Genomic DNA, 25111 nt, shown 5'->3' with positions numbered 1-25111 from the left:
AAATGATAAATGTCCATTTTTCGTCGCTGTTATTGACAGCACTCGAGCAGCGGCAACAGGTTCCGCCATATACGCGTTAGGTTGTGGGATATGCAGGCATGCTAGTGATAGCCTATCCGAGCTTCTCGGCTACAATCGGCGCTTGTGGAATACACCATGATCAACCTCCATCGCTTAATCACCAAGCTGTTTCCCGACCGCCGTCCTCAACGAGAGAAGAAGCGTGAGCGGGAGTTCATCAAGGCAGCGAACGGTCTCAAAACTCTCAGGGTGACGCCCGAGGGCGGAATGTCCATTGACCCCGAAGAGCTCCGCGAACAGATAGTCGCCTCGCGTGAGCATTTGAAGCATCTTGTCCACAGGTCAGAAGCGCCTAACCGATCATTCAGAGCATCGGAAGATGCCCAGGTGGAACCGTTAGTGAGTTCCACCGTAGAGGCTCCGGTGAGCACCATGGACTGTATCGAGGTAGTGGCTTGGCGTCGGTTGCTGAGTGGCGCTGTAGTGCGGTACGTGTGCCTCCAATCTACAAGTACGGGGCGATTCGCTGTCGCGACTGCAAACCTGTTCTCAGAGGGCTCGCATAGTCTTCCATCTTGGATCGAAGCCAACACAGCCAGGCACGTCGCCCATGCTATACAGAACGATCATCTTCGCTGGTTGGCTACCGTGAGTGAGGCGATGGATGCATGGGATGCGGAGCTCTGATTGTCCTCGCTTGACCATTGATTTCATGGTCATCGATGCGGGGGGGCGCATCAAGTGCTGTTCGGTTGTCACTCATAGTGCAGCTCTCCGAACAAACCGATCATGAGATCTCCTTCCAAGATTTCGAACGGAAGGGTGACATATTGATCTCGATGACGAAGTAGAGCTTTTCCGTCATGTGGCGCGTTCTTAGTGTGCCCTTGCACCCGCTCGCCATTTTCCTTGATATATGGAAGCACTACGATCCGACCATGATTCTTGGACAAAATGGTGCCTTCATGCCATAGGGTCGTACCTTCTTCGCTATTGGACTCGCCCCCAGTGTTCTTGATGACCCACCTAGGCTGCCCATCATCCTCAAGCCAGAACACGAAACCTCCACAGACCAACACCCTCTGGCCGCGCATCCTGGCTTCGGCAAGCATTTGTTTGACGCTGGCCAGTTGAAGCAGTTGGTTAGCTCTTGGAAGCAGCAGAGCACGAATCTGTGCCTTGGTTCTTCCCCAGTGATCAGCTGCCGAAAGACCAAAACCCCTGGCCGTAAATTCTCTAAGGCATATCTGTGAGCGCTTCGGGGTTAGAGCGCCGATCTCTTCCCATTCCATGTCTCCGGTACGACGAAGACAAGCGTTAAACCTTGGGATTGCAATCACTTGCAAATATGGGGCGCGTATAAGCTGTTCGTGTAGCGGCTCCCGCAAACTGTCCATCTTACTGGGCAGATTTAAATCTCGGATGGCTGGGCGGGGCAGATGAGCATTACGTTTGATCGCCTCGCGCTCCATTAGCTCCTCTTCGTCCTGAATGCGGCGAGCCGCAGTCAAAGCCTTGTCGACCTTTAGGGTGACTGAGGCTTGGAGCACGGGATCAAGCACCGCTATGCCTATGCGCTCGGCGGTGGTCTGGTTGAACGCATCTGCCGCAATCATGGCTTCTGCAAAGGTGCTAAATGAGGAACCACGTGCATGTCCCTGGCCGTTATCGTAGAAATAGCGTTTCCAGGCAAGCAGGGAGTCGGGGAAGAGCTTCAGGGCTCGCAGTTGCCATGACCAGCCGATTCCAAATTGACGGAATGGGAGTACGGCTAGAGTAGGCATCGAGTGGTACGGCATTTGATCGAGGCGCATGGTTCTTCCTTGCAGATAGGCAATGGTCGCGCCGATAGATGCGCACCGGTGGGATACCCTGTTTTCAACGATTGCGTATATACCCAATGGATAGCACATCGCCAGGATGATTCAATCTACTAGGGAGTCTGATACGAAACTCTGACGCCCCGTGACGAGGTTAAGTACCAGTGGGCACCACTCAACGCTTGTGCCACATGCCCCAAAGTCTAATCAGCTGAGGCCGTAGCTTGGCGCAGGCGCTTTGCCTGCTAGCAAGACATGTCCGTCGTGAGCTTTTTTTACATCCACCGCTGGTGCCATTGTGGTCTCGGTAGCTACTCTTGCATTTCACCACCACGTGCTGGGCTGGAACATGGACGCGCGCTACCACTATCCCCCTGATGTTTTTAACCTGCTGGTCGACACCATCCCGCTACTTTGCAAAAGTAAGGCTGATGTGCTGCTTTTTTTACGGGGAGCAGGAGTGCCTCATGATGATCTCGCGCTGATGGACGTCACGGTTAAAACAAACCGTGATTCAGTCAGTACATTTGCCATAGTTCGCGACGTTCTTGAAAAGCTGAATAAGCGAGGGGATGGCGGCTTGGCGGCTAGGCGCGAAATCATCAAACGGGTGGTGGAGTTCGAGGAGTTTTCAGGATGCTGGCCCAACAATGTTCACAAGGCCAAAGCTAACGTGGGAGACCTGGCGCGCATCGTCAATGTCAAAGACTCGTTTACCCGAATGAACCAGCAACGAGAGGCCGCTCAAGCCGAGGTCGCCACCAAGGCACGAGCCGAGCGTCAAGCGACTGCAGAGAAGGATCGTAAAGTTGAAGACGTTCGTGATCGGCTGAGTGCTCTCTTTGGTATGGATGGAGAACCTCAAAAGCGCGGCAAGCTCTTGGAGGGAGTATTGAACGACCTGTTCCGGGCACACGGAATCCTTTTACGAGAAGACTTCAAACGACTAGATCAATCTGGAGGCGCCGTCGTTGAGCAAATAGATGGAATCATCGAGTTTGAAGGACACATTTACCTTGTAGAGATGAAATGGCTCAAGGATCCAGTAGGAGTGAATGATCTCGCGGCGCACATGGTTAGACTGTTTGCGAGAGCTGACGCTCGAGGGATTTTTATCTCGAACTCAGATTTTGCCTCTACCACTATCGCCGAGTGCGTCACTCACTCAACCCAGAAAACGATGGTGCTTTGCACGCTAAGGGAAATCGTGGTGCTGCTCATGAACAAAAGCGACTTAGTCAGTCTCCTGCGAAGCAAGGTGCGTGCTGCAGTGATTGATAAAAAGCCCTACCTCGAAAGCCTATAAGAAGGCGATGTGATTAGATCAGCTAATTCTGGTGGTGACGTATAAGATGGTTTTCCAAGGACATTGATCGACGATTCCTGTTGCGGCTGGACGTTGGGAACGACGTGCAGAATCGATCCTGGTTTCATCCCAAGGCATTTGCACATGAGTAGCCTGTCCTCATTCGCGATCAGGCCACACCGCAGCCGCCACTGGTCTCAGAACAAGATACAAACCACAAATAGTCATGGGCCATCACTGTGGATAGGATGAGTTTTCGGACGAATGAGGGAATATGAAATATGAGCTCTGAATTGATGACCACCGCAGTGTGCTGGGAGGTGGGCGCCAACGTGTCGGCAGAGTACGCAAAAGACAACTCCACTTTCTATTATTTTTGTCCTGAGCAGAACTGCTTGGAAAAGGTCGTCCCAGCGCAAAGGAACAACAAATTTTTTAGGGCGCCGAACAAGCATATCACGGGATGTAAGAATGAAAAGGAATCCATCGAGAACTCCAATGTACAGGGAGAGCAAAAAAAAGTTGCAATGGCAGTAGCACCCACGATCATCCCAAGCCACTTAGGCGCAGTTCCTACTACGAAAAAAAAGGCCATGCCTACGCGAGCACAAATGCTTGCGCTTGCTCAACAAGTTCAGAGCTCTCCAGCAATCCACCCTGGCACGCTACAGGAAGTTGTCGATGCTTGGAGGATTTTGAGCATGAACGAACGAGTCGAGCATCAGCTTTATATAGAAAATGAGCCGCTCAATTACTTTGATGCATTCGTTCCGTTGAGTCATGCTGGGGAGGATGTCAACTCAGTAAACTGGAGTAATACCATTGTTTTTGGAACTGCATCGGTTAACTTATTTAACGGCTCGTTCTATATCAAAACGTTCAGCAAATTTGCCAATGGTGCTAACAGAGCACAAATCCGGGTTAGGGTAAGGTCGAGCGAACCCTATTTTAACCTCCTGGTAGATGGCCAAAAAGTGACGCTATTCCTGCGCACATCCATGCCGACCATAGACGCCAGAAATAAATTTTTCGAAATCCAATCCTCGACGTTATATTGCGGCTTTGCTATTGGCTAGTAACACCGTGATGAGGGAATCATTCGCGCCAAAGGCCCCAAGTCGGCGGATTTTCGACTATATCAATCGACGTGCTGAGCTCGTACTGCATGTGTTCAAAAACTCTGTCGAGACTTGGATGAGCTTTCGACTCTCGCAGGACATTCACTAACGTCAATAGCTCCCGCCCTTTAGCCACCGGCATTTGGATATCGCAATACACGGTGTCATCGCTGTCTCGTTCCACGTTTTTTCTCCGTCTGCATCAATCCAGCTTGGGCTTACTGCTGGCAGCTCTGTGTGCCTCGAGGTGCTGCATCTCTGATTCCCAACAAGCCAGGAATTTATACCAGTCCGCAGCGTACGGCCCATCTAACAATCTGGTCGACCCGATACTCGCCTGACTGAAGCGCTCCCTCCAGGGCTGGGGGATAGTCTGCTCCAAAATGATGTCGATTCCGGAGTGGTGATGCTGCACCGTGACACAATCCCGAAGCTGGTTGAGCTCAAGTGCCTTGTCAGCATGAGGGGAGTCTTTTCGCTCTTGAAGTTCAAGGTCATCAAGAATGGATAAGGGATCGAACGCCTTCGAATCGCCTGGAGATATGTTCGCAAGCATCCACAAAGCTTTTCGTCTCTTGGCCTCCAGTTCGCGGAGTTCATCGTCGGGCATTTGAGTTATCTCTTGTTGGCGTTGATGGCATTCCGCCTGCTGCGTCAGGCTGCCGTGAATCGAGCCCCGCCAAGGCGTGTCTCGCCCCTGCGGGCTCGCATCCCTCACGCCTGCGCGCTCCGCTTGCTTGATGTCTGAGCCTCTGTGAAGCATAGATCGCAACGCATCCTACCCTCATGATTCGGAGCTCGGCATCGCTATTCGAAGCGTTCTGTTATCGTTCTAAAAGTAATTTAGTCGCTCTTAGTCATCAGCCTTCTGGGGAGCCGGGAATGGACACAACTCGACGCGTACCAGGCAGAGCCTACCAAACGGTTCGCGATCCCGAGCGTCTGCTGATTGAAGAGCGCGCCGAAGCTCTATCTGCTGCAGGCTACCCGCTGCCAGATGATGATCCGGCTATGTACGCTGAGCAATTGTTGAAAGAGGCCAGAGCTGCAGCTCGTTCGTCGCAGCTCGATGGCGTTGCCGAAGAGACTCCACTCTCAGCGCGAGAGGTCAGCCAAGTGCTGAGGGAGGTAGCTCTTGGCCGGCTAATTATGGTCAGAGCCTGCGAGCGGGGATGGGACGAAATTTATGCGGAGCGCTTCCAAGTTAATGTCGAAGGTTGGCGAATTTCTATTCATAACGACCTCGATGAGCTTGACTACTGCGAAGAGTGCATAAGCCCTGACGGGCGGCGCTGGTCTTTTGACTCGGGAGATCGCTTTGGCACAGATCCCATTGCTATGCTTAGCACATGGGAGCATCAAACGCTTGAGCGTCTCCTGAAGGCGATTTAAGTGGGAACACCCTACGCCTCCTGCTTCTATAGACATTTACGCAGGCCTGCCAGGCTGCTAGGACGACTTCCGTGTTCAGATATTGTCTTTCGTCCTGTGGGTCACAAGGTACTGACAACTAGGAAGTTAAGAGCTACCGCCCCCATTTTTATCATCAAGGAAGAAAATGAAATACTCATTGCTTGAAGGCGCTCGTGTAGAGGCCACTCCAAAAGCACGTGGTGTTTGCAGTTTTTGTGGTTCCCAGACCGTCGCTAAATGCGGGAACCATGTCGTCTGGCATTGGGCTCATAAACGTTTGGACAATTGCGATCCGTGGTGGGAAACGGAAACGGCATGGCATCGCGATTGGAAGAATATGTTCCCAACCGAGTGGCAGGAAGTTGTGTTGCAAGCATCCTCAGGGGAGCGACATATAGCAGATGTCCGAACTCCTTCAGGGATGGTTATTGAGTTTCAGAGATCGACGATACATCCCGAAGAGGTCATCGCGAGGCAAAACTACTATCAAAATATGATCTGGGTGATCGATGGCACGCGAACTGAGTTCGACAGGTACAACTTCAGAATGGGTTTGTCGAAAGTGTCGGAGAATGGACTGGCTTCATTTAGCTGGTATTCCCGCAGCAAGCTCTTTGCTCGCTGGTTGGTTTCCAAACCCGTGTTCATCGACTTTGGCCCCGATTTTGGTATATGGCGCGTCTTAAGATTCGATCCGACTCAAAAACATGGAGTGGTGGCTTACACACCGAAGGAAAAGCTGGTCGAATGGATCACCCACGGCACCACCGATTTTAGCTTCAACGGAGGCCCGGCCTCTGATAGATTCGTTACGGCGGATCAATAAAAACCGACCAAGTGCCTAGGGGCATGGTCGTCATGATTAGTTCAAAGTTGCTGAGCACTGGGAGCTAACCGTAAGACACTTGCTGACTCATCTCTGAGCTATGCTGGGTCGTAATCAAGGAGTCCATGCAGATGCCCGGTGAATACTCGCTGTCAGACGTTCTGGAAAGAATGTGCCAAAACCAGCTAGCCCTCGAGGCGGCTCTCATGGAGCTAACCCTCCATGTGGAAGCCCAGGGACATGCGGAAGTTGGCGACAACGTTCGTGGTGCGCTTTACACGATTGGTGAGAACGCTGGTCATATCAAACAGGGGCTGGCCCGGCTCAAAAAGCTTCCATGACCCTGCCGCTCTTCGATTTTGATCTCAAACGCGTTTCGCTTGAGCATTACATCACTGGGAAAGCTGCTATCAACTTCCCGCACCATGAAAGCCCCACTGGTGGGTGGCATTTCCTGTCCTACTTCGACCGGGATTCGGGCGTAGCGAAAGTGTCTTTGGCAGGTATTCACTATCCTGACACCACGGGATTTTTTGGCGACGCGGGCGTCATTGACGTAACTGAACAACTGGCCAAGCGCGGTTGGTTTTTAGACGGGCAACTGCTCTTCATGGCGGATCACTACCGAGCGGCGGCGGATATGATTGTGAGATGGGCCCTGAGCGAATCCGAGCACTGCAATATCGAGATTGACGAGTGGTTTCCATCCCTGACGGAAAAGCAGCGACTACTCAAGATGCTCGACTTGGCCAAGCCGAAGCTCTTTGAGGTTGGCAGGATCCACAAAGTGGAGACTTGGCTCGACTCCCAGTGATGTCGCTGCATTGTGGGTAAGGACGCAGCATGAATTTCTAGGAGTTGAACGGACGCATCAAGGTGTCCGGAGCTGGGCAAAAAATCAGGCTGGGGTAAGCGTGTTACGACTAAATTATGCTGTTTGATATTTCTTACGATTTGCCAAGGATGCCAAAATGGAAGCTCCAAAACGGTTGTACAAATACAGAGCATTCAGTGCGCTAACCGTCGATTTACTGGTATCGGACAAGATCTACTTTGCCGATCCTGCTTCGTTCAATGACCCGCTTGACACAAAGCCCTGTATTAACCCGGATCTTCCTGTTGATCAGCTCGAACACACACTTCGAAAGCTAATAGAGAACAGGATCTCTGCGGAGATGGCAGCCGCTGCTAAGGCGATAATGTATCGAGGCCCTAAGACCGTCGGTCACATCCAGCGGCATAGTAAACGTCAAGCAGAGCGGATTATCGCAGACATTGCTTATAATGCGACCAATCCTGAATATCGTGATATTTCTCCAAGTCTGCAAGTTCAGCTCTTAACCTACCAATTACAGATTGAGCTCATTCAAGCATACAACAAGGGAGTGCTCTCGCTCGCAACAAAAAACTCCTGCCCTCTTATGTGGAGCCACTATGGAGACCAGCACCATGGCCTTTGTATCGGTTACGAGGTTCCTGTGGACGTTCAGAAGAATCTTCATAAAGTGGCATATGGGGGAAGCCGGCTCATTGACGCGAGCAGAGTGGCCGCAATGCTTAACGGCGATGATGCGGCCCGCGAGGAAGTGGATGCTTTGGTGTTACTGCGTAAAGCTCATGATTGGCGGTATGAGAAAGAATGGAGATTTATAGGGCGCCGAGGCCTATCAGACTCGCCACTTGAAGTAACTGACGTGACTTTTGGCACACGTTGCATAGACTCGGTTAAGCACACGGTTATCAAGGCATTAGAGGGGCGGGATAAACCTATTAAAATGTATGAAATGCGTGAGATTTATGGAACCTTTAAACTCAAAAGATTCGCCTTGAACGAACAGGAGCTTACAGTCTCCTATCCCTACCGCGCGCGCTCTGCAGCAGAGTGTTTTGACCAACTGGAATAAACGGGTGTCCGTTGAGTGATTTACCGCTCACCGCTACTCTGCGAGCCTATAGGCTCTATGAGGAGCGGCTGGTAAATATCGGATAAGCTCAACTAGCGAGGCTATTCATAGCCATCGCCCTATAGTCCTTAGCTGCATCCTCCAGGATGCCTCATCCCGAGCCTAAGGGTGCGGACACCGCCTTCGAGCTAGCCGAGCGAGCTTGAAGAGCGGGGGCTAGACGTGCTTTAAGCCGAGGGAAGGATGTTTGAGCCGTTTGTGCTCACTGACGCTTATCGGAAGAGGGAGAGCGTATGAGTTTAGCTGCTATCTTCAGGCTCCTGCACGACTTATGATGATTGCCGCTTGGCATCGCCCCCCTCTCAAATAAGGGCGTTGAGGCACACGGCTTCCAAACACAGCAAGGACTCTGCTCAGCCAGTTGCCCGCCACTGTCCTGATGGAAAACGCCGGACTCAGCACGATGCCAGTCACTAAACGCTAGGAGCGGAAATTGGCCGAAGAAGAGATCTCACTCATCAGCCCTGAGGAGGAAGCGAAGGTTAGAGCGGACACAACAGTCGCTCCCGATCTATTCGCTATGGATTGCGGGCAACTCCCATTCGAACGCATGGGTGATGCTCATTTTGAGCTTTTAGTCGCAGACATATATCGGGCCGAATACGAGCGCGACAATGACACGTGGTACGACGTGGTGGGTCGTCTCAACGATGGAGCCGACCAAGGTCGAGACGTCATTCTCTTCAAGGCAGGCGTTCCGGCTGGGGTTATCCAATGTAAGCGGCTGAAGAAAAAACTCGATCTCAGTACGGTGATTTACGAAACCTGCAAGTTCTTCCTTTATGCACACATCCGACCGCAAATTGCGCCCCCTGTCGGTGAAACGTTCCGATACTACTTTGCGGCGGCTGATGACGTAGCTACGGATGCTTTTGAGTTCCTTCAAGGGGAAGGTATCAAGCGATTCAACGACAGGCTGGGCGCCTTCCAAGAAGCTTGTGAAAAAGTCTTCAACAAATCCAAGACTTTCCAGAAAAACGACTCCCTTAACAAACTGACCCCTGCCGAACTTTGCGCAATTGTTTGGCAGCGGATACCTACCTTAGAAACCAGGGCTCTGAGAAAAGATAGCTTGTCGGCCTTGGTAGGTAAGCACCCTTCGGTAAGAAATACATACTTCAAACTGGACTCGGATGCCGACGAAACCCTAAAGGTCGTGCGGGATTACTTAGCGTCTCTTGGAGGGACATTGCCTACCGGAGAAGAGGCGTCCCTTAGCAAGATTCGTACGGAGTACATCAGTTGGGAGCTAAGAGACGGAGATGACCTCAACGTATGCCTGATCCAAGGCCAAGATCTATTGCCATTCTTGCAGGGCATGCTTAACCCGAAATCTGGAGCTCTTAAAGAGGTATTTGGCAGCAGACCTGTAGTTGTAACCGCCGGTTCGGCAGCTGCCACGCCAGCGCAGTGGCTAGAAATTAACGAATTGGTAGAAGCGTATCCAAGCCCGCTCGTACTTCTAGTGGGGTGCGGGGCAGTGACGGGGGTTCAACTCAACGCCTGGCGAGTTGCGGACAACATCTCTTGGATCGATCCGCTCTGGGAGCCCGCGTCGGCTCAAGACTACAGAGCAGGATGGTGCTGGGTTACAAATGGCGCTGAGGATGAGATCAGCTGCCATGTGCTGGTTGAAACCGCTCCTAAAAATCCAACCCTTGATCACGGCAGCTTCTCACTTCGACTCGCCTTCAAGGACATGATCATCTGGCCAACGTTAGGTGATGATTTTATCAATCCGGCGTCGAATAGAAACTCTCATTTGCGCAGACTGATTGCCAGTCAAGCGGAAGACAAATTTAAACGCCCGAATCTGGTTTTGGCCTCCCTGCACATCGTTGATCTTATGGACGTCGTGACATCACTCACCGACTACCATGCTCGCCGATTGATTTCCCCAGTTGCGATTGCGTCGGCGAACAGTGCCCGACTTCAGAACTGCAAGATGCAGCTTCACAGCGCTACGGGTATCTTTCCTGCCATCGAAACCGACCTACACACGCGATCAAGCCCTCCATCCATGCACCCCCCCAGCCGCGTGATGCGTAGGAGCACGAGCGGCAGCCTTACGCTGACGCTCACTTGGGATGCGAATATCACTCTGAAGCGTGCTAGAGGCCATCGATTGCAAGCTGGAGGTATCACATGCGACCTGATGCCAGCAGCGGTCGAGATGCATGAGCTCTTTGATCGACATCCGCCTTCCAGCTACTACATTCCAGAGGTAAGGAATCAACTAGCTCTTTTGGACAAATTGATCGAGCAAGGAGAGCTGAAAGACTCGCAGTCGTTTGCCTATCAGACACGCCACGGCGTGGCGCCGGAAAAAGCATTCACCCTGGAAGACCTGGCCACCTCTGGGAAATATGTAATGAAGGCATTTTCCGCCCTCAGTTATCTCAAGTCCCACGGCAGCGCAACATGGATAACAGAGCCTGGATCGAAAGGTCATCTTCAGCTCAGCGCAGCGAGCGAAGGTGAATACAACGTGCTTGCGTGGACAAATGATGACTACCTAGTAAGGCAGATGACCGTAGAGCTTTACAAGTGGGCGAGAGACACCGCCAACCACCCTCATCTCGTCGTCTTTGCCAATGCAGAGGGCAGAGTCAAAGACCAAAAGCTGGGCGAACTTAATAGTGAAGGCGAAGAACGCCTGGACATCACGGCAGCCCCAGGCCAACGAGGGTCATTCACGGAAGTCGGCATGGTGAATCGAGTGTATGTATTTCCACTTGATGAGGTTCACTCATGCTGCGACGAAGAGGAGACAATCGCGGTTGAGGACTTCATGGATGACATTTCCACTCGCAGGAAGAATCTAGATGCTCAATGAACTGATCAAGATCTTGGATGAGCGAGCTATCGATGCAGGGTTCGCATCACCTCAAGAGGGGCTCCTGATATTCGATAACGACCCTCACTGGCCTGGCCCGCCGTTGCCAACCCAAGAAAGATATTGGTCAACGAAATTTGCGGCGGTTCTGCTCGTGCGGATCGAAGGCTCTTCATATGATGAAGTGTGGGCAGAAACTAGGCAGGCCGAAGCTTTTCTGGATGCGGGACTTCTGCGGCTGGAGAAAAAGGGATCCGTCGTGGACGGATATCTAGTTCTGGCGCTCGCGGGAATGACTGATGAGCTGAAGCCTTTCATGAACGAAGTCGAAAAAGACACACGATTCGTGAGAAAGCATGTTGTATACCCTGGCGCCGGTGATTGGCAACGTTGCCAGCGAATTACCCCACTTGGGCTGGCGGCGCCATTAGGGCAGGCCGAATTCTCAGCATTCGACACTAACAACGAGAATGTGACTAGCTTACTGCAGGCACTCGCCGGATCGACCGGAAAGGTACTCGCCCGCCAACATGGAAAGAAGTGGGATTTGAATGAATAACTCAGCCATAAAATTCCTCTCGGTCGAAATCAGAAATTTTCGGGGCGTGCCAAAAGTCCTGAAAATACCTCTGGATGCACGTCTCACCATCATCCACGCTGCCAATGGAACCGGAAAAAGCACCATTTGCTATGCGCTGGAATGGCTGCTAACAAACAAGGTGAATGACCTTCCAACGACCACTGATTTTTCGTGCGAGTGGGGGGCTGGGGATACTGCTGTCCACGTTGAATGCGAGATAAACGGTGTCAGGCACGAGCTAGAACGAATCAAAGGCAAAGCCTGGATCAAAGCCCCATCCGACAAGAAGATGAGGCAAATTAAAGATCCTGATCTGCTGGGAATGTTAACCCCTATCTCAGTCTCAGGTAGTACCGCGCAAGCTACGAGCAAAGCCCGGCGGGATTGGCTGCGCAACAGCCGATGGTTGTATGCAAACTCCCTAGCTCTTCTTGTAGATAACAGTGAATCAGGAACCCGACAGCAAATATTTGCCGACATACTCGGGCTGGGCCATCTCGCTAGCACGCTCAGTAGTCTGAAGGAATACCGCAATGAGTTGCCCAAGACCCAAGGTTTGGAGACAAAGCTAAAGGGCCTCTTGGCAAAAATCGAAATTCTTGAAGCAAGGCTAACTCAAGGTCAGCAGGGGCGCGATCAAGCCATTCCGAAGCTGAACGCAGTGTTATCAGGGTTTCCTGACAGCCAGCTGTCGGGGAATCTTTTGGATGACTTTAAAAATGCCCAGCTGAAGGTCGCTAGGCTGCTGCAAAGCACTAGGCAACAAAAGGGGATATTAGATCTCCTGCTCGAAGGGTGGGCAGGATATGAGTCCAGCACGCAGCAGCTCGTAACTAGCCGAAAGCAGCTTAAAGAAACCACAGAAACCAGCGAAACTTTAACCAAGGAACATCGCCAGCTCTCGGGGCGAATTTCTGAGGTCGATATAGGCATCGGCCAAGCCAAGCTAGGCGTAGGGTGGGCGCAATCACAAATCGCCCTTCTTGACCAATGGGACAACGTTGCCAAGAGCGAAATCATCGCTCAAAGAAACCATGACACCGTCAATTTTTTCAAGGCTGTGGAGGATGAGTTTGTCGAGTATAGCTGGGACGACAGCCGACAACAGGAATGGCTGAGCGCTCTGGAGTATCTGATCCACAACAAGGACGCACTGCTTGGCCTCCTGCAGCAAAGGTCTGACCTTCTGCGCAGCCCTGTCCTTCCTCCGGCAAACTTCATCCAAATATCAAAATCTGCCAGCGACGCCACGCGAGAATGCGAGAAGGCTCAATCCGAATTCAACGCGCTATCAAATGTGGTAGATCGCTTGAGGGCACTAGGGCATGAAGCAGCGGAGAATTCGATAACCGGTTATTGTCCACTCTGCAGCCACGATTGGGGTGATGCGGAAGCCTTGCGCCAGCACCTCACCTACGCAGCGATAACTCCGGAGATACAGGTCGCCAAGACCAAACTGGAGACTGCTCAGAAAACGGAGAAGCTTTGGAGCGACTCATTACAGGCCGCGCGCTCGCAACAAAAATCCGCCGAGAACTACACCGCTCTGCTTGGGTCAGTACGCGATAGTTTGAAGGCATTTGAGTCGAAAACAGGCTACCTCTCCATCATGGGTAAGGACGAGTTTTTAGAGTCCGACATCATTCATTTCGGAGGCCTAAGAGCTCGAATCACAGTTGTGATCGGGACGAAAAAGGTTGTTCGATCACTTCTAGAGGTTGAAGATTTCTTTAAGTCCCCATCCTCTCCTAATGCGATCACTAGAGTTTTGGAGGCGCGTCAAAGACTGGCTCAGTATTCGCAGCACTACCAGCGCCAATTGGAGGCGACTACATTAGAGCGCACAAACCTTGCTCGGTCTGCGGACGAAAAGCTTCGGGCCATCCAAGCCAAGGCCCAAGAGTCCAATCAACTCAACGCCAGCATTGCGGCGGTTTCCCGGGTTGTAAATCGGTTTCAAGACCAGTGGAACCAGGTTAACGATGGCCATCCTATTTCGAAAGAACTGCACGCGGCCACCCAAACTCGCGTAGAGGCGGAACTCATCAGGGCGGAAGGATACGAATCGGAGATCGCCGAATGCCAAGTGTTGCTGAGTGTCGACGATGACTCTGGAAAATTGATCGAGCTTCAGAAGGAAAAGTCGGCTGTGAGCAAAAAGCTACAAACAGGTCAAAATCACATCCTCACAGCGGATGAGGCTATCAATCGATATGGTGATCATGTTCGCGATGTGACTGTATCAAGCCTGTCTCCGCTCTTGAGCCCGGCGACAGAACTATTCTCTCGAATGCATGCTAACGAGGTGTATCACAAGCTAAGCGTATCTGGGGACGATCTGAACTGGATGGTGCTTGCGGAAGGTAACGATACTCCGCTTGCAGCGCAGGAAAAGTTGAGTCAAGGCCAGCGACAGGATTTGGCCCTGTCACTTTACCTGGCGAGGGCTAAGTCTACTGGAGGCAGCTTCCTGCTTGATGAGCCAATCGCACACTTGGACGACCTCAACAGGGTCGCCATGCTTGACATATTCAGGCTCGTAGCTACTTCGATGGATCACATGAACCTGATCCTGACGACCGCAAGTGACACCCTGGCAAGACATCTGGCGCAGAAGTTCTCCAGTCTGCCCGACGAATACCTTTTGAATACTATCCACCTTGAGGGCAATCCTCGGACAGGTGTCAAGGCAACGGTGACCAGAAACACTTCAACTGCAGCAGAATAGCCCGACACAGGTGTGAGAAACGGCCAGTGAAAGGAATGATCAGTGGCCGTTCAATTGCTCCTCCCAGGTTTAGGCAAGCGGAGCACGCAGGCAACTCGGCAGAGACGTGAGGATGTAAGCCCGTCAGAGCCAAGACCTGCAGGGTCTGGGTTCCACCATGGCCTCATACAAAGCGCCCAGTCACTCCGTAAAAGATCACTGCAACGCCCATGGGGTGAAATGGTGCAGCCCCGCCGCAAGACGCTGAAACTCGCGCAGACTAGACCTACCATTGCCACGCTGAAACGTAGCGAGGACGTACCTGGAGTTGACTGTGGTCAGTACCCAAAATCGGCCCTCTCGCTCCGCCTTAATGACGTCAGAAGTCTGGATCAAGTGACCGTCGCCGAACCGTCCATATTGGTCTTTACGGTTGTGACCAAATACGACGCCTAATCCAGCACGACCCTTTATGGATACTCCGCAGAGATAGGCGGTTATCGGTTTGTCGAAGCCTTGCGCTTGTGCTTTTAGGATTCGTGCGAGATCGAAATCCGTATGTCGTTTTCCATGAAAATTCACATCCAGAGTGTTCAGCATAATTGCGCTCCTTTCGCAGCCCGTATGGCGTTACCAGGAAATCCGCACGGAAACATCTGCGCTGATATCGTGCGGGATTCTTGGTAAATCTCAGGCTGTACGAATCATGTTCGCGTGATAGATCGGACGAAGGTTGCTCAGCACATCAGTGTTGAAGCCAGGTTGGTGAGAGCTGTGGTATTTGGAGCCGGTCTCCACCTCCAGCAGACACACAACACACTCGTTTTGGTCTTCACCAAGCGTCACTTTGGTCAGTTTCTCCATGCGCCAAACTCCCGTGCCATTCATGTGGGCAGGTGTGACTACTTGCACCTCTGTGATGATCGTCTCCGCGTCCTGGGCAATCAGCAGTTGCTGAAGCCGTGGTTCGCTGTCGATCATCAGAATCGCCTCTGAAATTCTGTCCTCGTACATGGCCTGGACAGTTACGTGATACCAGTGATTACGAAGCACTTTGGATACCTGATGCCATTGGTACTGACCTTCACCAAACATACCGGGTAGACCGAGCATGTCGGCGTCGTGTGTTCTAAACATCGTATGTCCTTAGCCTGAATGGGCTCCGATACAGAGCGCAGTTAGAAGAGGGAGAAAACGTCTTTCAGGCTTGCGAGCTGTTCATGACCAGGGCCAATCAACACGTACACAGAGTTTCTGGTTTCGAACGCAACACCGTCGTGGAAACCGGTGCACATGCTTGAACGAACCCAATCGCCGCGTTCGAAACGGCCTTGGCTGTCCTCGGCCACGTTGTGAGCAAACAGAATCATCGGGAGTTGGCCCGCTGCCTGGCATTTGAAGAGTTCGTCGCGGGTGACTTCAATACGAAATATTGTCCAGTCGCGAACTAGGCAGTAAGGCTTTTTAGGAAATCGTTCGACTGCTAAGGCTCGAGCTGCAGAGCTGCTCGACAGGCCCTCAAGTGGTGTCCGTGGCCCATTCATGAAGTCGGGTTCTTCGACGCTGGCCATAGGGCTTCCTTTCATTAATAACCGGGAAATTGACAATTCAAGCCCGCTTGTTGTCGCTCGCACTCGAGCAGATGGCTCCCGCAAGCAAGGTGCGTAGCTCCGCTTACGGATGTATATGCATCGAAAAGCAGGCCTCAAAAACGCTGATAGCACCATAATACGGATCATAGCCCGTGTTATGGTGCGCCGCAATATGGCCTTATCCTCGATTTGCGTGGGGAAATGTCATGGAGGCCGCAGAAGCCCTAGCTGTAGTGGTGCGAGCACTGCGTAGAAAAAAAGGTCTTACGCAAGAAAACCTGATCACTATTGACCGTTCCTATTGGGGCCGCATTGAGCGTGGGGAGGTGAACATCACGATTGATGTGCTCATTCGTCTTGCAGCGCTGCTGGAGGTTGAGCCAGCCTCACTGATCCTCATGGCGACGTGTCTACAGTCCAACGAGCCGCTTAGGGAGGGGCTGAAGCGTCTGAATAAGCAACTAAATAGGATTAGGAAGGACAGCGTAGATATTGAGATGGAGTCGTTGGTAAGTGCAGGGAAGCTTCCTCCTGGTCGACCAGCACGATCCGGAGCAGCGCAGAAAGCGGCAGAGGCAAATCGCCTTCACAGTGAGGGAGTGTCAGTAACCGAGATATCTGAAGCGTTGGGTCTGTCTAAAACTACTATTCGTAGGTATTTGACCAGCAAGTCTGAACAGGCTTGATTTCTGAATGACCAGCACCAGGCTGAATATGTCCCAAGAAGGATTGCTGTGGAAGACAGCTTTAGATCACCTTGGGCCCGTAGGACTTCATCACCCTTTCTTCAGATCGCTTTCGTTGAACATGCTAGCGATGATACGGGCGTCAAGAAGAGCGTGATGCGGAAGCGGAACCCCTTCACTTGTGGCATCCAGAGTGGTGGCGTCAGTGGGGTAATTCCGGATGTTCCTTGGCCATTTACCATCGTCATATGCGAGTTCGCAGAAAAGCTCCCAGTCGTACTGTGGAGCATCTGTGACAATCTCCAGAACTTCGTCGAACGAGGCTAGGAAATCGAGCAGTGCAGTTCTTGCCCTGCTGGTAGGTTGTGCATTGTCACCGCCCCATAGCTGCGGAAGGACGATCTCTACGACGAAGTCGCTGCAATCTTCCTTTCGCCATGTGTCGACCAATTCCACGTAGAATTCGCGACCATTCTCAGCAACCAGTGCCAGCGATATCAGCTTCGCTGCAGATGAGAGCTGAGTAAATTCGCAATCAAGAAAGAGCCTCATGTTGCAGGAACTCCGTTATGACTAGGGCTCGCCTGAATATGGCGCAGGAGGGTGAGTTATGGGAGAGGGCCCTCGAGCATCTCGGCTCAGACGGACTCCTCCAAGCGGTCATAGAAATGTGGAGCCGCGCCGCCCCTCCACCCAGACCATTGGTTGAACACCTGTCCACCAATGAGGTGAGTCAGGAAGTCTTGAGCATACTGAAAATTGCCCAGCAGCGGGTAGGTGCCATCGTGCCAGGTCGAACGCCTGATGCAGGCACAGTCACGCTGTACGCTCGTCACGCTAGCAACTTAGTTGATGGGCTCATTACACTGCTGCCAAAGGCGCAGCTTTCGCGAGCCTTGCGAGGCTCTTGTATTGAAATCGAATTGGGGATTTGACGTCTCCGCAGGCTCCCCGAACACCGGTCAGCAACAATCCTATTAGAACTTGCCCAGCGAAATGCGTCCCTTTGAGATGTTCTATGAGCTCTGATTTAACTGAAGAAGAAATGCGTCATGCCCTTTTCGGCACACCTCAGCCAGAGGAGCAAGTTTCTACGTCGCTAGTGCCGGAGCCCGTGGAAGAAGTTGTGCTCGCCAAACCGCTGGTCGCTCCAGCAGCGAAGAAGAAAGTGGCAAAAGCATTTACGCCTAGGCTGAAGGTCACGCTTCGGGTTGGAAACGAATTCGAGGGGAAGATGCATGAGTTTATCCACGAGGCCGACACGTTGAGCTCGTTGCTTGCTGAGCAGGAGGCTGTGAAGGCTGCTAGGAAAAAGTACAAGTATGTGGAAGTGGTATCGGTTAAATCGATGTAGACGCGCCAACTAATCTGGTTGGGCGAAGGGTCGACCCCTGCCTGGATCATTGATCAACCATCTTGCCTGGCCGAAGGGGCCTTCAGATCGCTCGCGTGTAACTGCTCTTGATGCCATTGGCGCTGATGCTATAGGATCAGAACAGGAGATGGCATTCCTCCTTTAACCGCCTTCGTGCTGATGATGCCTACGTGAACCCTGGACAGGGTGCGTAGGTGTGCCTCCCTGTCCTCCAATTTAGGACAGGATATGATCTTACCCTTCGAGTCTCGATTTCTTCTCTGCACCTGCCCTCCGCCTGTTATTCCATTCAGGTCTGATGAGGTGGGCTCGCCATGCTGAAGTCATTAATCGTCATCGCTGTTGGCGCTTCACTTGGAGCTTGGTTGCGTTGGCTTTTGGGGATGAAGCTGAATGCTCTGTTCCCAACGATTCCTCCAGGTACTGTGGTCGCGAACATGGTTGGGGGTTACATCATCGGCTTGGCCATCGCCTTCTTGGCCGCATCTCCGACCCTAAGCCCAGAGTGGCGTCTCCTGATCATCACGGGCTTCTGTGGTGGGCTTACCACCTTTTCCACATTTTCAGCCGAAACGGTTGCCTTGATTCAGGAAGGCAGACTGCTCTGGGCGCTCGGCTCAATTTCGTTGCACGTCGTAGGTTCGTTAGCGATGACTGCTGCCGGGCTTCTGTCCTACCAAATGATTGGTACTCGCTGAGGAGATCGAAATGAAAGGCTTTATGGTCGTTTTCTTTACTCAACAAAACCGTCGCTATCAGGGAAAGATGCTAGGCGAATGGATCGTCGACGTGGCTAAAGAAATGGGTTTGCGAGGCGCCACGCTCTGCACTGGAATCGAAGGGTTTGGGCACACCGGAAAACTGCATTCATCGCACTTTTTTGAGCTGGCGGATCAACCCACGGAGATTCGCTTGGCAATCACGGAAGATGAGGCAGAACGGTTGTTCACACGACTGGACTCCGAGGAGATATCGGTGTTTTTCACTAAGACGCCAATCGAGATGGGCACCCTTGGAAAAACGCCTTCCAGCGCAGCCCCCTCCACAACTTCGGAGCTATGAACATGAGCTACGCGGACATCCCAGCTGGCAAAGCCATCCCCGATGACTTTTTCACCGTTATCGAGATTCCTGCAAACCACACTCCGATCAAGTACGAAGTGGACAAGCCAAGTGGGCAGATCTTCGTTGACCGCTTCCTCAGCACACCGATGTTCTATCCGGCCAACTACGGGTTTATCCCGAACACGCTGAGCGACGATGGTGATCCGCTGGACGTCCTGGTGGTTTGCCCTTATCCCGTCTCACCTGGCGTTGTCATCCGCAGTCGCCCGGTGGGTGTGATGTACATGACGGACGAAGCTGGTGCGGATGCCAAGGTGATCGCAGTGCCTCATGAAAAACTCAGCTCAATGTACAGCGATGTAAAGGAGTGCTCAGACCTCCCTGCGTTACTCCTCGCACAGATCCAGCATTTTTTCGAAAACTACAAGGCACTGGAGCCGGGTAAGTGGGTGAAGATGGGGCGTTGGGGGAGCGCGGATGAAGCGCGGGAAGAAATTCGCAAGTCGGTAGCAGCGTATATCCCCAAATAGGCTTACTCCAGATTGAAATGCCACAGTCGGAGGATCGCGCTGAGGTGCGGGCATTTATGGTGGGTTTCAGTTGCTTCAATCATCAAATATCCGGGGAACCACACGCCTGTAAGGAATGATCAATGTTCGCTCGCCTATTGAGGATATGCGCTTGGAGCGTGCTCCTGAGTTTCGTGAGCGAGCCTCTGCCGGGGAACAGGCTGGAGGCTGATTAGGGCTTGGTGTAAATCGTTACAGGCTATGTGCCCTGCCGCGTTGGTAAACCTCGGATGTTAAAATAATCGCTTTGGATCAAAGCGTAAGGACACTGATGACTCACAGCAGAACTCCCGCAGAAACCCCTAGAGCAGCCGCGATCCTGGCTCGCTTCCTATCGTCGGAATCCGCTGGCGGTCTCGTACTGATGGGCGCAGCACTCGCGGCCTTAATTGTGGCTAACTCGCCTCTCTCGCAAGGTTATTTTGCCGCCTTGCACAGTGTCTGGCTGGGCATGTCTGTGGAGCATTGGGTCAATGATGGCCTGATGGCTATCTTCTTCCTGATGGTCGGCCTTGAGATCAAAAGGGAGGTTCTGGCAGGCGGGCTATCCACTTGGGGCCAGCGTGCCTTGCCGGGATTTGGTGCTATAGGCGGCATGGTGGTGCCTGCGCTGATCTACATCGCAATCAACTGGGGGAATTCTGAGACCTTGAAGGGGTGGGCTATCCCTGCCGCTACCGACATCGCGTTCGCCCTGGGCGTCTTGTCGCTCCTAGGTAAGCGAGTCCCTACGTCGCTGAAGGTCTTCCTCGCCGCCTTGGCGATCATTGACGACCTGGGTGCTGTAGTCATCATCGCCTTTTTCTACACCACCGGTCTTTCCATGCCGATGTTGCTGGCATCGCTCGTAACCCTGGTCATTCTGATCGCAATGAATCGATTGGGCGTCAGACGATTATTCCCTTATTTGCTGGTCGGCGGTGTGCTGTGGTTCTTCGTGCTGCAGTCGGGCGTGCATGCCACCCTTGCGGGTGTCGCTGTAGCTCTGTGCGTCCCAATGGGCAAGCCTGAAGAGGAAGCCCGGTCTCCACTGCTATTCCTGGAGGAAAAGCTGCACATGTGGGTTGCGTTCGCTGTGGTGCCGATTTTCGGCTTCGCCAATGCGGGCGTTTCACTGGCAGGTATTTCCATGGAGAACCTAGTCGATCCGGTTCCTCTGGGTGTTGCGCTGGGCTTGTTGGTGGGCAAGCAGATTGGCATCTTCCTATTGGCTGCTCTTGCCATTCGTATGGGCCTGGCCAAACTACCAGAAGGCAGCAATTGGGCACAGCTTTACGGCGTTGCGCTCCTGTGTGGCATCGGCTTCACCATGAGCCTGTTCATTGGCAACTTGGCGTTTGCTGGATCAGCTCACCTGATTGACGAGGTAAAAGTCGGCGTGTTGATCGGTTCGACCTTGGCTGCAATCGGTGGAGTCCTGATTTTGCGTCGCAGCGCTGCGCCTGCCGTTGCCACAGCCACTCTATCGAGGTGATTAGAAAATGAGCTGACAGCAGAATTTCTCTCCATCAGAATTTCTGCTGTAGGAGCACCGTCTAACGAAGTGCCATCATTTTGTCGTTAGGATCACGATACAGTGTGCGACGGCATATCGAAGCCGAGATATGCCGGTGAGGGAGGCCGTCGTATTTGGTGTTCTATAGCAGTCATGTGGGGAGTAACGAATCTTGTCAGCCGAGGGACGTTCAAAGGGTGTTACGACTGAGTCCCCATGGATGGTATTTCTGGTATTCCTGCGCCTAGGTCTCACTTCTTTCGGAGGCCCGATTGCACATCTAGCTTACTTTCGCGAAGAATTCGTTGCCCGACGCCAATGGCTGAGCGAGCGCAGTTATGGGGATTTGATTGCCCTGTGCCAATTCTTGCCGGGGCCCGCCAGTAGCCAGGTTGGCATAGGTATAGGACTTTCTCGTGCCGGATTTCCAGGAGCAGTCGCTGCGTGGGCAGGTTTCACATTGCCTTCGGCAATAATCTTGGTTTTATTCGCTCAGGGTATGTCCGCGTGGGGAGGCGCGTTTCCGAGCGGTCTTTTGCACGGTCTTAAAATTGTCGCGGTGGCTGTCGTTGCTCAAGCCGTCTGGGGAATGGGCCGTAGTCTTTGCACTGATGCCCCTCGAATAACCGTCGCCGTGTTTGCGGCTTATGCTGCAATGCTTTGGCCACATGCTTGGGGGCAGATCGGCGTGATTTTCTTCGGTGCCGTCATAGGACTAATGCTCTTCAAAACCGATCAAAGCCAGACTACTGAGTCTTTGCCGATACCGGTGAGCAGGAAAGTCGGTGTGGTGTCGTTGCTGCTGTTCTTCGGCCTGTTAGCTGGCCTGCCATTGCTGGTTCAGTTGTGGCCCTCACAAGCGTTAGCTGTGGTAAACGCCTTTTTCCGCGCCGGGTCATTAGTTTTCGGAGGTGGGCATGTTGTGCTGCCGTTGCTTCAGTCGGCGACCGTGCCGAACGGATGGGTAGCCAATGACACGTTTCTTGCCGGATATGGCTTAGCACAGGCCGTACCAGGCCCACTTTTTACCTTCGCAGCATTTCTTGGCGCGTCCATGAATGCCCAACCTTCTGGTTGGCTCGGGGCTACCGCGTGCGTCGTTGCAATTTTTGCTCCTTCGTTCTTGCTCGTAATCGGCGTGTTGCCATTTTGGGAGCAACTGCGGAAAAGCTTACGCACCCAAGCCGCACTTTCAGGCGTAAACGCAGCAGTTGTAGGCCTTCTCCTGGCAGCCTTGTATAACCCAGTCTGGACGAGCGCCATATTGATTCCTACAGATTTTGGCTTGGCGCTGATAGCGCTTGTGGCTTTGATGTTCTGGAAGGTTCCTACATGGTTGGTCGTCCTGGCGGGAGGTCTTATCGGATGGTTACTCAGCATTTTATTTTGAGGTCGGCTAAGCGATGCCGTCAGGACGGGTCGCTTAGCGCACGCTTACAGTGTTCTGCGTTGTTGATGCAGCCGATGAATTTGATGAGCCGAAGGTGCAGAACTGAGAACATGCATTGCGACCTGAATTTTAGATTTCACACAGCTCGTTTTTTTCAAATGGGCTAATGGCGAAACTGATCCGGGAAAGGTAATTTTCAAACTTTTATTCAGGGACGACTCACATGCCTGTCAGAATTCGAGCTGCAGTGGTTACAGATGCACAGGCAATCCAGCGCATTTATGCTCCCATAGTTTCGAACACGGCGATCTCATTCGAAGAGACCCCGCCAAGCGGTGAGGAGATTGCTCAGCGGATAGCGACGACACTTCAGACGTATCCCTACCTAGTGGCCGAAGAAGGTGGGGAGATCGAGGGCTACGCCTATGCCAGCCAGCACCGCGCACGTCCAGCCTACCGGTGGGCGGTGGACGTGACGGTGTACGTAGCTGAATCGGCTCGCCGTCAGGGCGTTGGCCGTGAGCTCTATGAGACTTTGCTTCCGATCCTTGAAAAACAGTGCTTTCGTGCAGCTTACGCCGGAATTGCTCAGCCCAATGAAGGCAGTGTGGGTCTGCACGAGTCGCTGGGATTCGTCCACATCGGTACATATCCGGAGGTTGGCTTCAAGCTTGGGAAATGGCACGACGTCGGCTACTGGCGGCTCGGACTGTGCCAGGCAACTCCGCCACTGGAGCCTATTCTCTTCCCCGATCTTGAAGTCGTATAAACAGTAGGCGCACTCGATTTGCTTCGCGAGCCATCAGGCTTCGCTTGTGAGATAGCTTTGGACTTGGTTGACTACATCTCGAGCGGAGCGGGTCACTCCGATCAATGTAGCGGAGGCTAGCCCCGTCCAATCGCCGTAGCCCACCAGCCACAGATTAGGTGAAGCAACACTCCGGTTTTCATTCACGGCGACTTTACCGTCATCGTCAACGATACCCAGGTTGCCCAGGTGGTCGAGCGCTGGAGAAAACCCAGTGCACCAGATGACGACATCCACCGCTGTTTCGTCTCCTGATGACCAAACAACGCCTGTTGAAGTGAAGTGCGTGAATGGCCGTACTGCGCTCAATACACCGCGTTCACGAGCGTCCTTCACCGATGGCACCATTACGATGTCGCCCAGCCCCCCAGCGGGTTGTTCAGGCTCCACACCTTCCTGTTGCGCCTTCAATCGAGCAGTAGCTCGTTCGAACAGGACGCGCCCATCAACCTCATCAGGTAGAAACTTTGGAGCCTTTTGAGTTACCCAGATTGCCTGAGCCACTTTAGAAACCTCTGCGTAAATCTGGGCTCCCGAGTTGCCACCACCCACTACAAGGACGGTTTTCCCCTCAAATTCATTCGGCCCAACGTAATGAGCGGAATGAAGCTGCTGCCCTACGAACAACTCCTGTCCGGCATAGCTAGGGGTAAATGGCCGGCTCCAGGTGCCTGTTGCACTGATAACCGTCTTGGCATCCCAGTTTCTATCCCCGGAGACAACCCGTAATCCTTCTTCGATTTTTTCGACACGGGTCACCTTGGTGGATCGGATGATGGGGAAGGCATATCGACGCTCGTACAGAGTCAGATAGTCGATAACATCATCACGGTGAGGCGTTTGTTCTGATACGGCAGGCATCGGCCAGCCCGCAATCGAGCTCCATGCCGATGGAGAGAAGAGTCGCAGCGAGTCCCAGCCATGCCGCCAGGCTCCTCCTGGTGCCGACTCCGCATCGAGCAGCACGTAAGACAAGCTCGTCCGCTTCAAAAAATAGGCGACTGTCAGCGCGGATTGACCACCGCCAATGACCACAACATCAAGTTTCGAATTCTGACTCACCAGCATCCTCCAGGCTCAATCGCGGCACCTCACCGTCGTCGTATCAGACTCTGCGACCGTGCTCATCAATGACCACTTGGCCGTCCTCTTTGGCGAAACTCCCACGCTGCTCTTGCGGTAACAAATCGAGCACAGCTTCTGACGGACGACACAAACGCGTCCCCAAAGGCGTCACGACGATGGGGCGATTGATCAGGATAGGGTGAGCCATCATGGCATCAATGAGCTGTTCGTCCGTCAGCGAAGCATCACCCAATCCCAGCTCTTCGTACGGAGTTCCTTTGATACGCAAAAGAGCCCGCACCCCGAATCCCCGATGAGCCTGGTAAGTGCGGTGCGATCAGGCGGGGTCTTCAGGTACTCGATAACCGTCGGTTCTTCCCCGCTATTACGGATCAGCTCCAAGGTATTTCGAGAAGTGCCGCATTCGGGGTTGTGGTAAATCGTGATCTGGCTCATATCGCTTCCTCGTGCTGAC

Annotated in this window: 27 protein-coding genes, 1 pseudogene and 1 riboswitch; of the genes and pseudogenes, 19 read left to right on the top strand and 9 right to left on the bottom strand. The window is 52.8% G+C overall.

Going from position 1 to position 25111, the window contains the following annotated elements:
- Window positions 1-156 precede the first annotated feature (156 nt).
- Window positions 157-708 (top strand): hypothetical protein, encoded by a 552-nt coding sequence (locus J1G34_RS27700; RefSeq protein ID WP_262411855.1) that lies wholly within the window; start codon window positions 157-159, stop codon window positions 706-708.
- Window positions 709-776: 68 nt separating this feature from the next.
- On the opposite strand, the gene J1G34_RS18295 is transcribed toward J1G34_RS27700, so the two are convergent.
- Entirely contained in the window at window positions 777-1835 is a 1059-nt protein-coding gene (locus J1G34_RS18295) for a hypothetical protein (RefSeq protein ID WP_177117328.1), read from the bottom strand.
- Between the two features lie 355 nt (window positions 1836-2190).
- On the opposite strand from J1G34_RS18295, the gene J1G34_RS18290 reads away from it, so the two are divergent.
- Both J1G34_RS18290 and J1G34_RS18285 read left to right on the top strand, forming a co-directional pair.
- Window positions 2191-3147, top strand: coding sequence for a restriction endonuclease (locus J1G34_RS18290; protein WP_177117327.1), 957 nt, complete (start codon window positions 2191-2193; stop codon window positions 3145-3147).
- A 281-nt stretch (window positions 3148-3428) separates the two neighbouring features.
- A complete protein-coding gene (locus J1G34_RS18285; RefSeq protein WP_177117326.1) occupies window positions 3429-4223 on the top strand; it encodes a hypothetical protein in 795 nt (264 codons plus the stop codon).
- A gap of 19 nt (window positions 4224-4242) precedes the next feature.
- Here J1G34_RS18285 and J1G34_RS27480 read toward each other — a convergent pair whose 3' ends face one another.
- A complete protein-coding gene (locus J1G34_RS27480; protein WP_347709495.1) occupies window positions 4243-4449 on the bottom strand; it encodes a hypothetical protein in 207 nt (68 codons plus the stop codon).
- A gap of 18 nt (window positions 4450-4467) precedes the next feature.
- Window positions 4468-4875 carry a hypothetical protein gene (locus J1G34_RS18280; protein WP_177117325.1) on the bottom strand — a complete coding sequence of 136 codons (408 nt, stop codon included), beginning with the start codon at window positions 4873-4875 and terminating at the stop codon, window positions 4468-4470.
- 272 nt (window positions 4876-5147) lie between these two features.
- Here J1G34_RS18280 and J1G34_RS27285 point away from each other — a divergent pair, with 272 nt between their 5' ends.
- The 8 genes from J1G34_RS27285 to J1G34_RS18240 all read left to right on the top strand — a co-directional run bounded on the left by J1G34_RS27285 (window position 5148) and on the right by J1G34_RS18240 (window position 14612).
- Complete coding sequence (locus tag J1G34_RS27285; RefSeq protein WP_256348263.1) at window positions 5148-5657, top strand: DUF7693 family protein; 510 nt, start codon at window positions 5148-5150, stop codon at window positions 5655-5657.
- 166 nt (window positions 5658-5823) lie between these two features.
- Complete coding sequence (locus J1G34_RS18270; RefSeq protein ID WP_177117324.1) at window positions 5824-6504, top strand: competence protein CoiA; 681 nt, start codon at window positions 5824-5826, stop codon at window positions 6502-6504.
- Window positions 6505-6635: 131 nt separating this feature from the next.
- A complete protein-coding gene (locus J1G34_RS18265; protein WP_177117323.1) occupies window positions 6636-6845 on the top strand; it encodes a hypothetical protein in 210 nt (69 codons plus the stop codon).
- Window positions 6842-7318 (top strand): hypothetical protein, encoded by a 477-nt coding sequence (locus tag J1G34_RS18260; protein ID WP_177117322.1) that lies wholly within the window; start codon window positions 6842-6844, stop codon window positions 7316-7318. The genes J1G34_RS18265 and J1G34_RS18260 overlap by 4 nt, the downstream gene beginning before the upstream one ends.
- A 157-nt stretch (window positions 7319-7475) precedes the next feature.
- Window positions 7476-8408 (top strand): DUF2971 domain-containing protein, encoded by a 933-nt coding sequence (locus J1G34_RS18255; protein ID WP_177117321.1) that lies wholly within the window; start codon window positions 7476-7478, stop codon window positions 8406-8408.
- 493 nt (window positions 8409-8901) lie between these two features.
- Window positions 8902-11304, top strand: a complete 2403-nt coding sequence (locus tag J1G34_RS18250; protein WP_222994443.1) for an ABC-three component system protein — start codon at window positions 8902-8904, stop codon at window positions 11302-11304.
- The gene (locus J1G34_RS18245) at window positions 11294-11863 is read left to right on the top strand and encodes a hypothetical protein (RefSeq protein ID WP_055135301.1); all 570 of its coding nucleotides are present in this window, start codon (window positions 11294-11296) and stop codon (window positions 11861-11863) included. The genes J1G34_RS18250 and J1G34_RS18245 overlap by 11 nt, the downstream gene beginning before the upstream one ends.
- Complete coding sequence (locus J1G34_RS18240) at window positions 11856-14612, top strand: AAA family ATPase (RefSeq protein WP_222994442.1); 2757 nt, start codon at window positions 11856-11858, stop codon at window positions 14610-14612. The genes J1G34_RS18245 and J1G34_RS18240 overlap by 8 nt, the downstream gene beginning before the upstream one ends.
- Before the next feature lie 195 nt (window positions 14613-14807).
- Here the strand turns inward: J1G34_RS18240 and J1G34_RS18235 are convergent, their stop codons facing one another.
- The 3 genes from J1G34_RS18235 to J1G34_RS18225 all read right to left on the bottom strand — a co-directional run bounded on the left by J1G34_RS18235 (window position 14808) and on the right by J1G34_RS18225 (window position 16162).
- Window positions 14808-15191 carry a hypothetical protein gene (locus J1G34_RS18235; protein WP_177117320.1) on the bottom strand — a complete coding sequence of 128 codons (384 nt, stop codon included), beginning with the start codon at window positions 15189-15191 and terminating at the stop codon, window positions 14808-14810.
- Between the two features lie 90 nt (window positions 15192-15281).
- A complete protein-coding gene (locus J1G34_RS18230) occupies window positions 15282-15728 on the bottom strand; it encodes a hypothetical protein (protein ID WP_146477802.1) in 447 nt (148 codons plus the stop codon).
- Window positions 15729-15769: 41 nt separating this feature from the next.
- Complete coding sequence (locus tag J1G34_RS18225) at window positions 15770-16162, bottom strand: DUF6957 family protein (RefSeq protein WP_238785912.1); 393 nt, start codon at window positions 16160-16162, stop codon at window positions 15770-15772.
- Between the two features lie 227 nt (window positions 16163-16389).
- Here J1G34_RS18225 and J1G34_RS18220 point away from each other — a divergent pair, with 227 nt between their 5' ends.
- The gene (locus tag J1G34_RS18220) at window positions 16390-16869 is read left to right on the top strand and encodes a transcriptional regulator (protein WP_058419434.1); all 480 of its coding nucleotides are present in this window, start codon (window positions 16390-16392) and stop codon (window positions 16867-16869) included.
- Window positions 16870-16959: 90 nt separating this feature from the next.
- Here the strand turns inward: J1G34_RS18220 and J1G34_RS18215 are convergent, their stop codons facing one another.
- Window positions 16960-17421, bottom strand: coding sequence for a 3'-5' exonuclease family protein (locus J1G34_RS18215; protein ID WP_222994441.1), 462 nt, complete (start codon window positions 17419-17421; stop codon window positions 16960-16962).
- 466 nt (window positions 17422-17887) lie between these two features.
- On the opposite strand from J1G34_RS18215, the gene J1G34_RS18210 reads away from it, so the two are divergent.
- The 7 genes from J1G34_RS18210 (at window position 17888) to J1G34_RS18180 (ending at window position 23532) form a co-directional block, all read left to right on the top strand.
- Complete coding sequence (locus J1G34_RS18210) at window positions 17888-18223, top strand: hypothetical protein (RefSeq protein WP_055135308.1); 336 nt, start codon at window positions 17888-17890, stop codon at window positions 18221-18223.
- Window positions 18224-18358: 135 nt separating this feature from the next.
- A riboswitch (Fluoride riboswitch) is annotated at window positions 18359-18420 on the top strand.
- Window positions 18421-18558: 138 nt separating this feature from the next.
- Window positions 18559-18942, top strand: coding sequence for a fluoride efflux transporter CrcB (crcB, locus tag J1G34_RS18205; protein WP_055135309.1), 384 nt, complete (start codon window positions 18559-18561; stop codon window positions 18940-18942).
- A 10-nt stretch (window positions 18943-18952) separates the two neighbouring features.
- Window positions 18953-19306, top strand: a complete 354-nt coding sequence (locus tag J1G34_RS18200) for a DUF190 domain-containing protein (RefSeq protein ID WP_008438039.1) — start codon at window positions 18953-18955, stop codon at window positions 19304-19306.
- A gap of 2 nt (window positions 19307-19308) precedes the next feature.
- Window positions 19309-19839 (top strand): inorganic diphosphatase, encoded by a 531-nt coding sequence (ppa, locus tag J1G34_RS18195; RefSeq protein WP_055135310.1) that lies wholly within the window; start codon window positions 19309-19311, stop codon window positions 19837-19839.
- A 310-nt stretch (window positions 19840-20149) separates the two neighbouring features.
- Window positions 20150-21352, top strand: coding sequence for a Na+/H+ antiporter NhaA (gene nhaA / locus J1G34_RS18190; RefSeq protein ID WP_055135311.1), 1203 nt, complete (start codon window positions 20150-20152; stop codon window positions 21350-21352).
- A gap of 241 nt (window positions 21353-21593) precedes the next feature.
- Window positions 21594-22763, top strand: a complete 1170-nt coding sequence (gene chrA, locus J1G34_RS18185; protein ID WP_159936671.1) for a chromate efflux transporter — start codon at window positions 21594-21596, stop codon at window positions 22761-22763.
- Window positions 22764-22986: 223 nt separating this feature from the next.
- The gene (locus tag J1G34_RS18180; protein WP_055135313.1) at window positions 22987-23532 is read left to right on the top strand and encodes an arsinothricin resistance N-acetyltransferase ArsN1 family B; all 546 of its coding nucleotides are present in this window, start codon (window positions 22987-22989) and stop codon (window positions 23530-23532) included.
- Between the two features lie 33 nt (window positions 23533-23565).
- Here the strand turns inward: J1G34_RS18180 and J1G34_RS18175 are convergent, their stop codons facing one another.
- A complete protein-coding gene (locus J1G34_RS18175) occupies window positions 23566-24639 on the bottom strand; it encodes an ArsO family NAD(P)H-dependent flavin-containing monooxygenase (protein WP_177117319.1) in 1074 nt (357 codons plus the stop codon).
- Window positions 24640-24676: 37 nt separating this feature from the next.
- Window positions 24677-25092: pseudogene (gene arsC, locus J1G34_RS18170) on the bottom strand (arsenate reductase (glutaredoxin)).
- Window positions 25093-25111: the final 19 nt, after the last annotated feature.

Source organism: Pseudomonas sp. Wu6 (genome assembly GCF_019891515.1).
Lineage (GTDB): Bacteria > Pseudomonadota > Gammaproteobacteria > Pseudomonadales > Pseudomonadaceae > Aquipseudomonas > Aquipseudomonas orientalis_A.
This window is presented reverse-complemented; position numbering and strand designations above follow the sequence as displayed.

Excerpts from the sequence above, each read along its gene's own strand:
- J1G34_RS27700 (WP_262411855.1), top strand. The coding sequence starts at position 157 with ATGATCAACCTCCATCGCTTAATCACCAAGCTGTTTCCCGACCGCCGT.
- J1G34_RS18295 (WP_177117328.1), bottom strand. The coding sequence starts at position 1,835 with ATGCGCCTCGATCAAATGCCGTACCACTCGATGCCTACTCTAGCCGTA.
- J1G34_RS18290 (WP_177117327.1), top strand. The coding sequence starts at position 2,191 with ATGGACGCGCGCTACCACTATCCCCCTGATGTTTTTAACCTGCTGGTC.
- J1G34_RS18285 (WP_177117326.1), top strand. The coding sequence starts at position 3,429 with ATGAGCTCTGAATTGATGACCACCGCAGTGTGCTGGGAGGTGGGCGCC.
- J1G34_RS18280 (WP_177117325.1), bottom strand. The coding sequence starts at position 4,875 with ATGCCCGACGATGAACTCCGCGAACTGGAGGCCAAGAGACGAAAAGCT.
- J1G34_RS27285 (WP_256348263.1), top strand. The coding sequence starts at position 5,148 with ATGGACACAACTCGACGCGTACCAGGCAGAGCCTACCAAACGGTTCGC.
- J1G34_RS18270 (WP_177117324.1), top strand. The coding sequence starts at position 5,824 with ATGAAATACTCATTGCTTGAAGGCGCTCGTGTAGAGGCCACTCCAAAA.
- J1G34_RS18265 (WP_177117323.1), top strand. The coding sequence starts at position 6,636 with ATGCCCGGTGAATACTCGCTGTCAGACGTTCTGGAAAGAATGTGCCAA.
- J1G34_RS18260 (WP_177117322.1), top strand. The coding sequence starts at position 6,842 with ATGACCCTGCCGCTCTTCGATTTTGATCTCAAACGCGTTTCGCTTGAG.
- J1G34_RS18255 (WP_177117321.1), top strand. The coding sequence starts at position 7,476 with ATGGAAGCTCCAAAACGGTTGTACAAATACAGAGCATTCAGTGCGCTA.
- J1G34_RS18245 (WP_055135301.1), top strand. The coding sequence starts at position 11,294 with ATGCTCAATGAACTGATCAAGATCTTGGATGAGCGAGCTATCGATGCA.
- J1G34_RS18240 (WP_222994442.1), top strand. The coding sequence starts at position 11,856 with ATGAATAACTCAGCCATAAAATTCCTCTCGGTCGAAATCAGAAATTTT.
- J1G34_RS18235 (WP_177117320.1), bottom strand. The coding sequence starts at position 15,191 with ATGCTGAACACTCTGGATGTGAATTTTCATGGAAAACGACATACGGAT.
- J1G34_RS18230 (WP_146477802.1), bottom strand. The coding sequence starts at position 15,728 with ATGTTTAGAACACACGACGCCGACATGCTCGGTCTACCCGGTATGTTT.
- J1G34_RS18225 (WP_238785912.1), bottom strand. The coding sequence starts at position 16,162 with ATGGCCAGCGTCGAAGAACCCGACTTCATGAATGGGCCACGGACACCA.
- J1G34_RS18220 (WP_058419434.1), top strand. The coding sequence starts at position 16,390 with ATGGAGGCCGCAGAAGCCCTAGCTGTAGTGGTGCGAGCACTGCGTAGA.
- J1G34_RS18215 (WP_222994441.1), bottom strand. The coding sequence starts at position 17,421 with ATGAGGCTCTTTCTTGATTGCGAATTTACTCAGCTCTCATCTGCAGCG.
- J1G34_RS18210 (WP_055135308.1), top strand. The coding sequence starts at position 17,888 with ATGAGCTCTGATTTAACTGAAGAAGAAATGCGTCATGCCCTTTTCGGC.
- crcB (WP_055135309.1), top strand. The coding sequence starts at position 18,559 with ATGCTGAAGTCATTAATCGTCATCGCTGTTGGCGCTTCACTTGGAGCT.
- J1G34_RS18200 (WP_008438039.1), top strand. The coding sequence starts at position 18,953 with ATGAAAGGCTTTATGGTCGTTTTCTTTACTCAACAAAACCGTCGCTAT.
- ppa (WP_055135310.1), top strand. The coding sequence starts at position 19,309 with ATGAGCTACGCGGACATCCCAGCTGGCAAAGCCATCCCCGATGACTTT.
- nhaA (WP_055135311.1), top strand. The coding sequence starts at position 20,150 with ATGACTCACAGCAGAACTCCCGCAGAAACCCCTAGAGCAGCCGCGATC.
- chrA (WP_159936671.1), top strand. The coding sequence starts at position 21,594 with ATGGTATTTCTGGTATTCCTGCGCCTAGGTCTCACTTCTTTCGGAGGC.
- J1G34_RS18180 (WP_055135313.1), top strand. The coding sequence starts at position 22,987 with ATGCCTGTCAGAATTCGAGCTGCAGTGGTTACAGATGCACAGGCAATC.
- J1G34_RS18175 (WP_177117319.1), bottom strand. The coding sequence starts at position 24,639 with ATGCTGGTGAGTCAGAATTCGAAACTTGATGTTGTGGTCATTGGCGGT.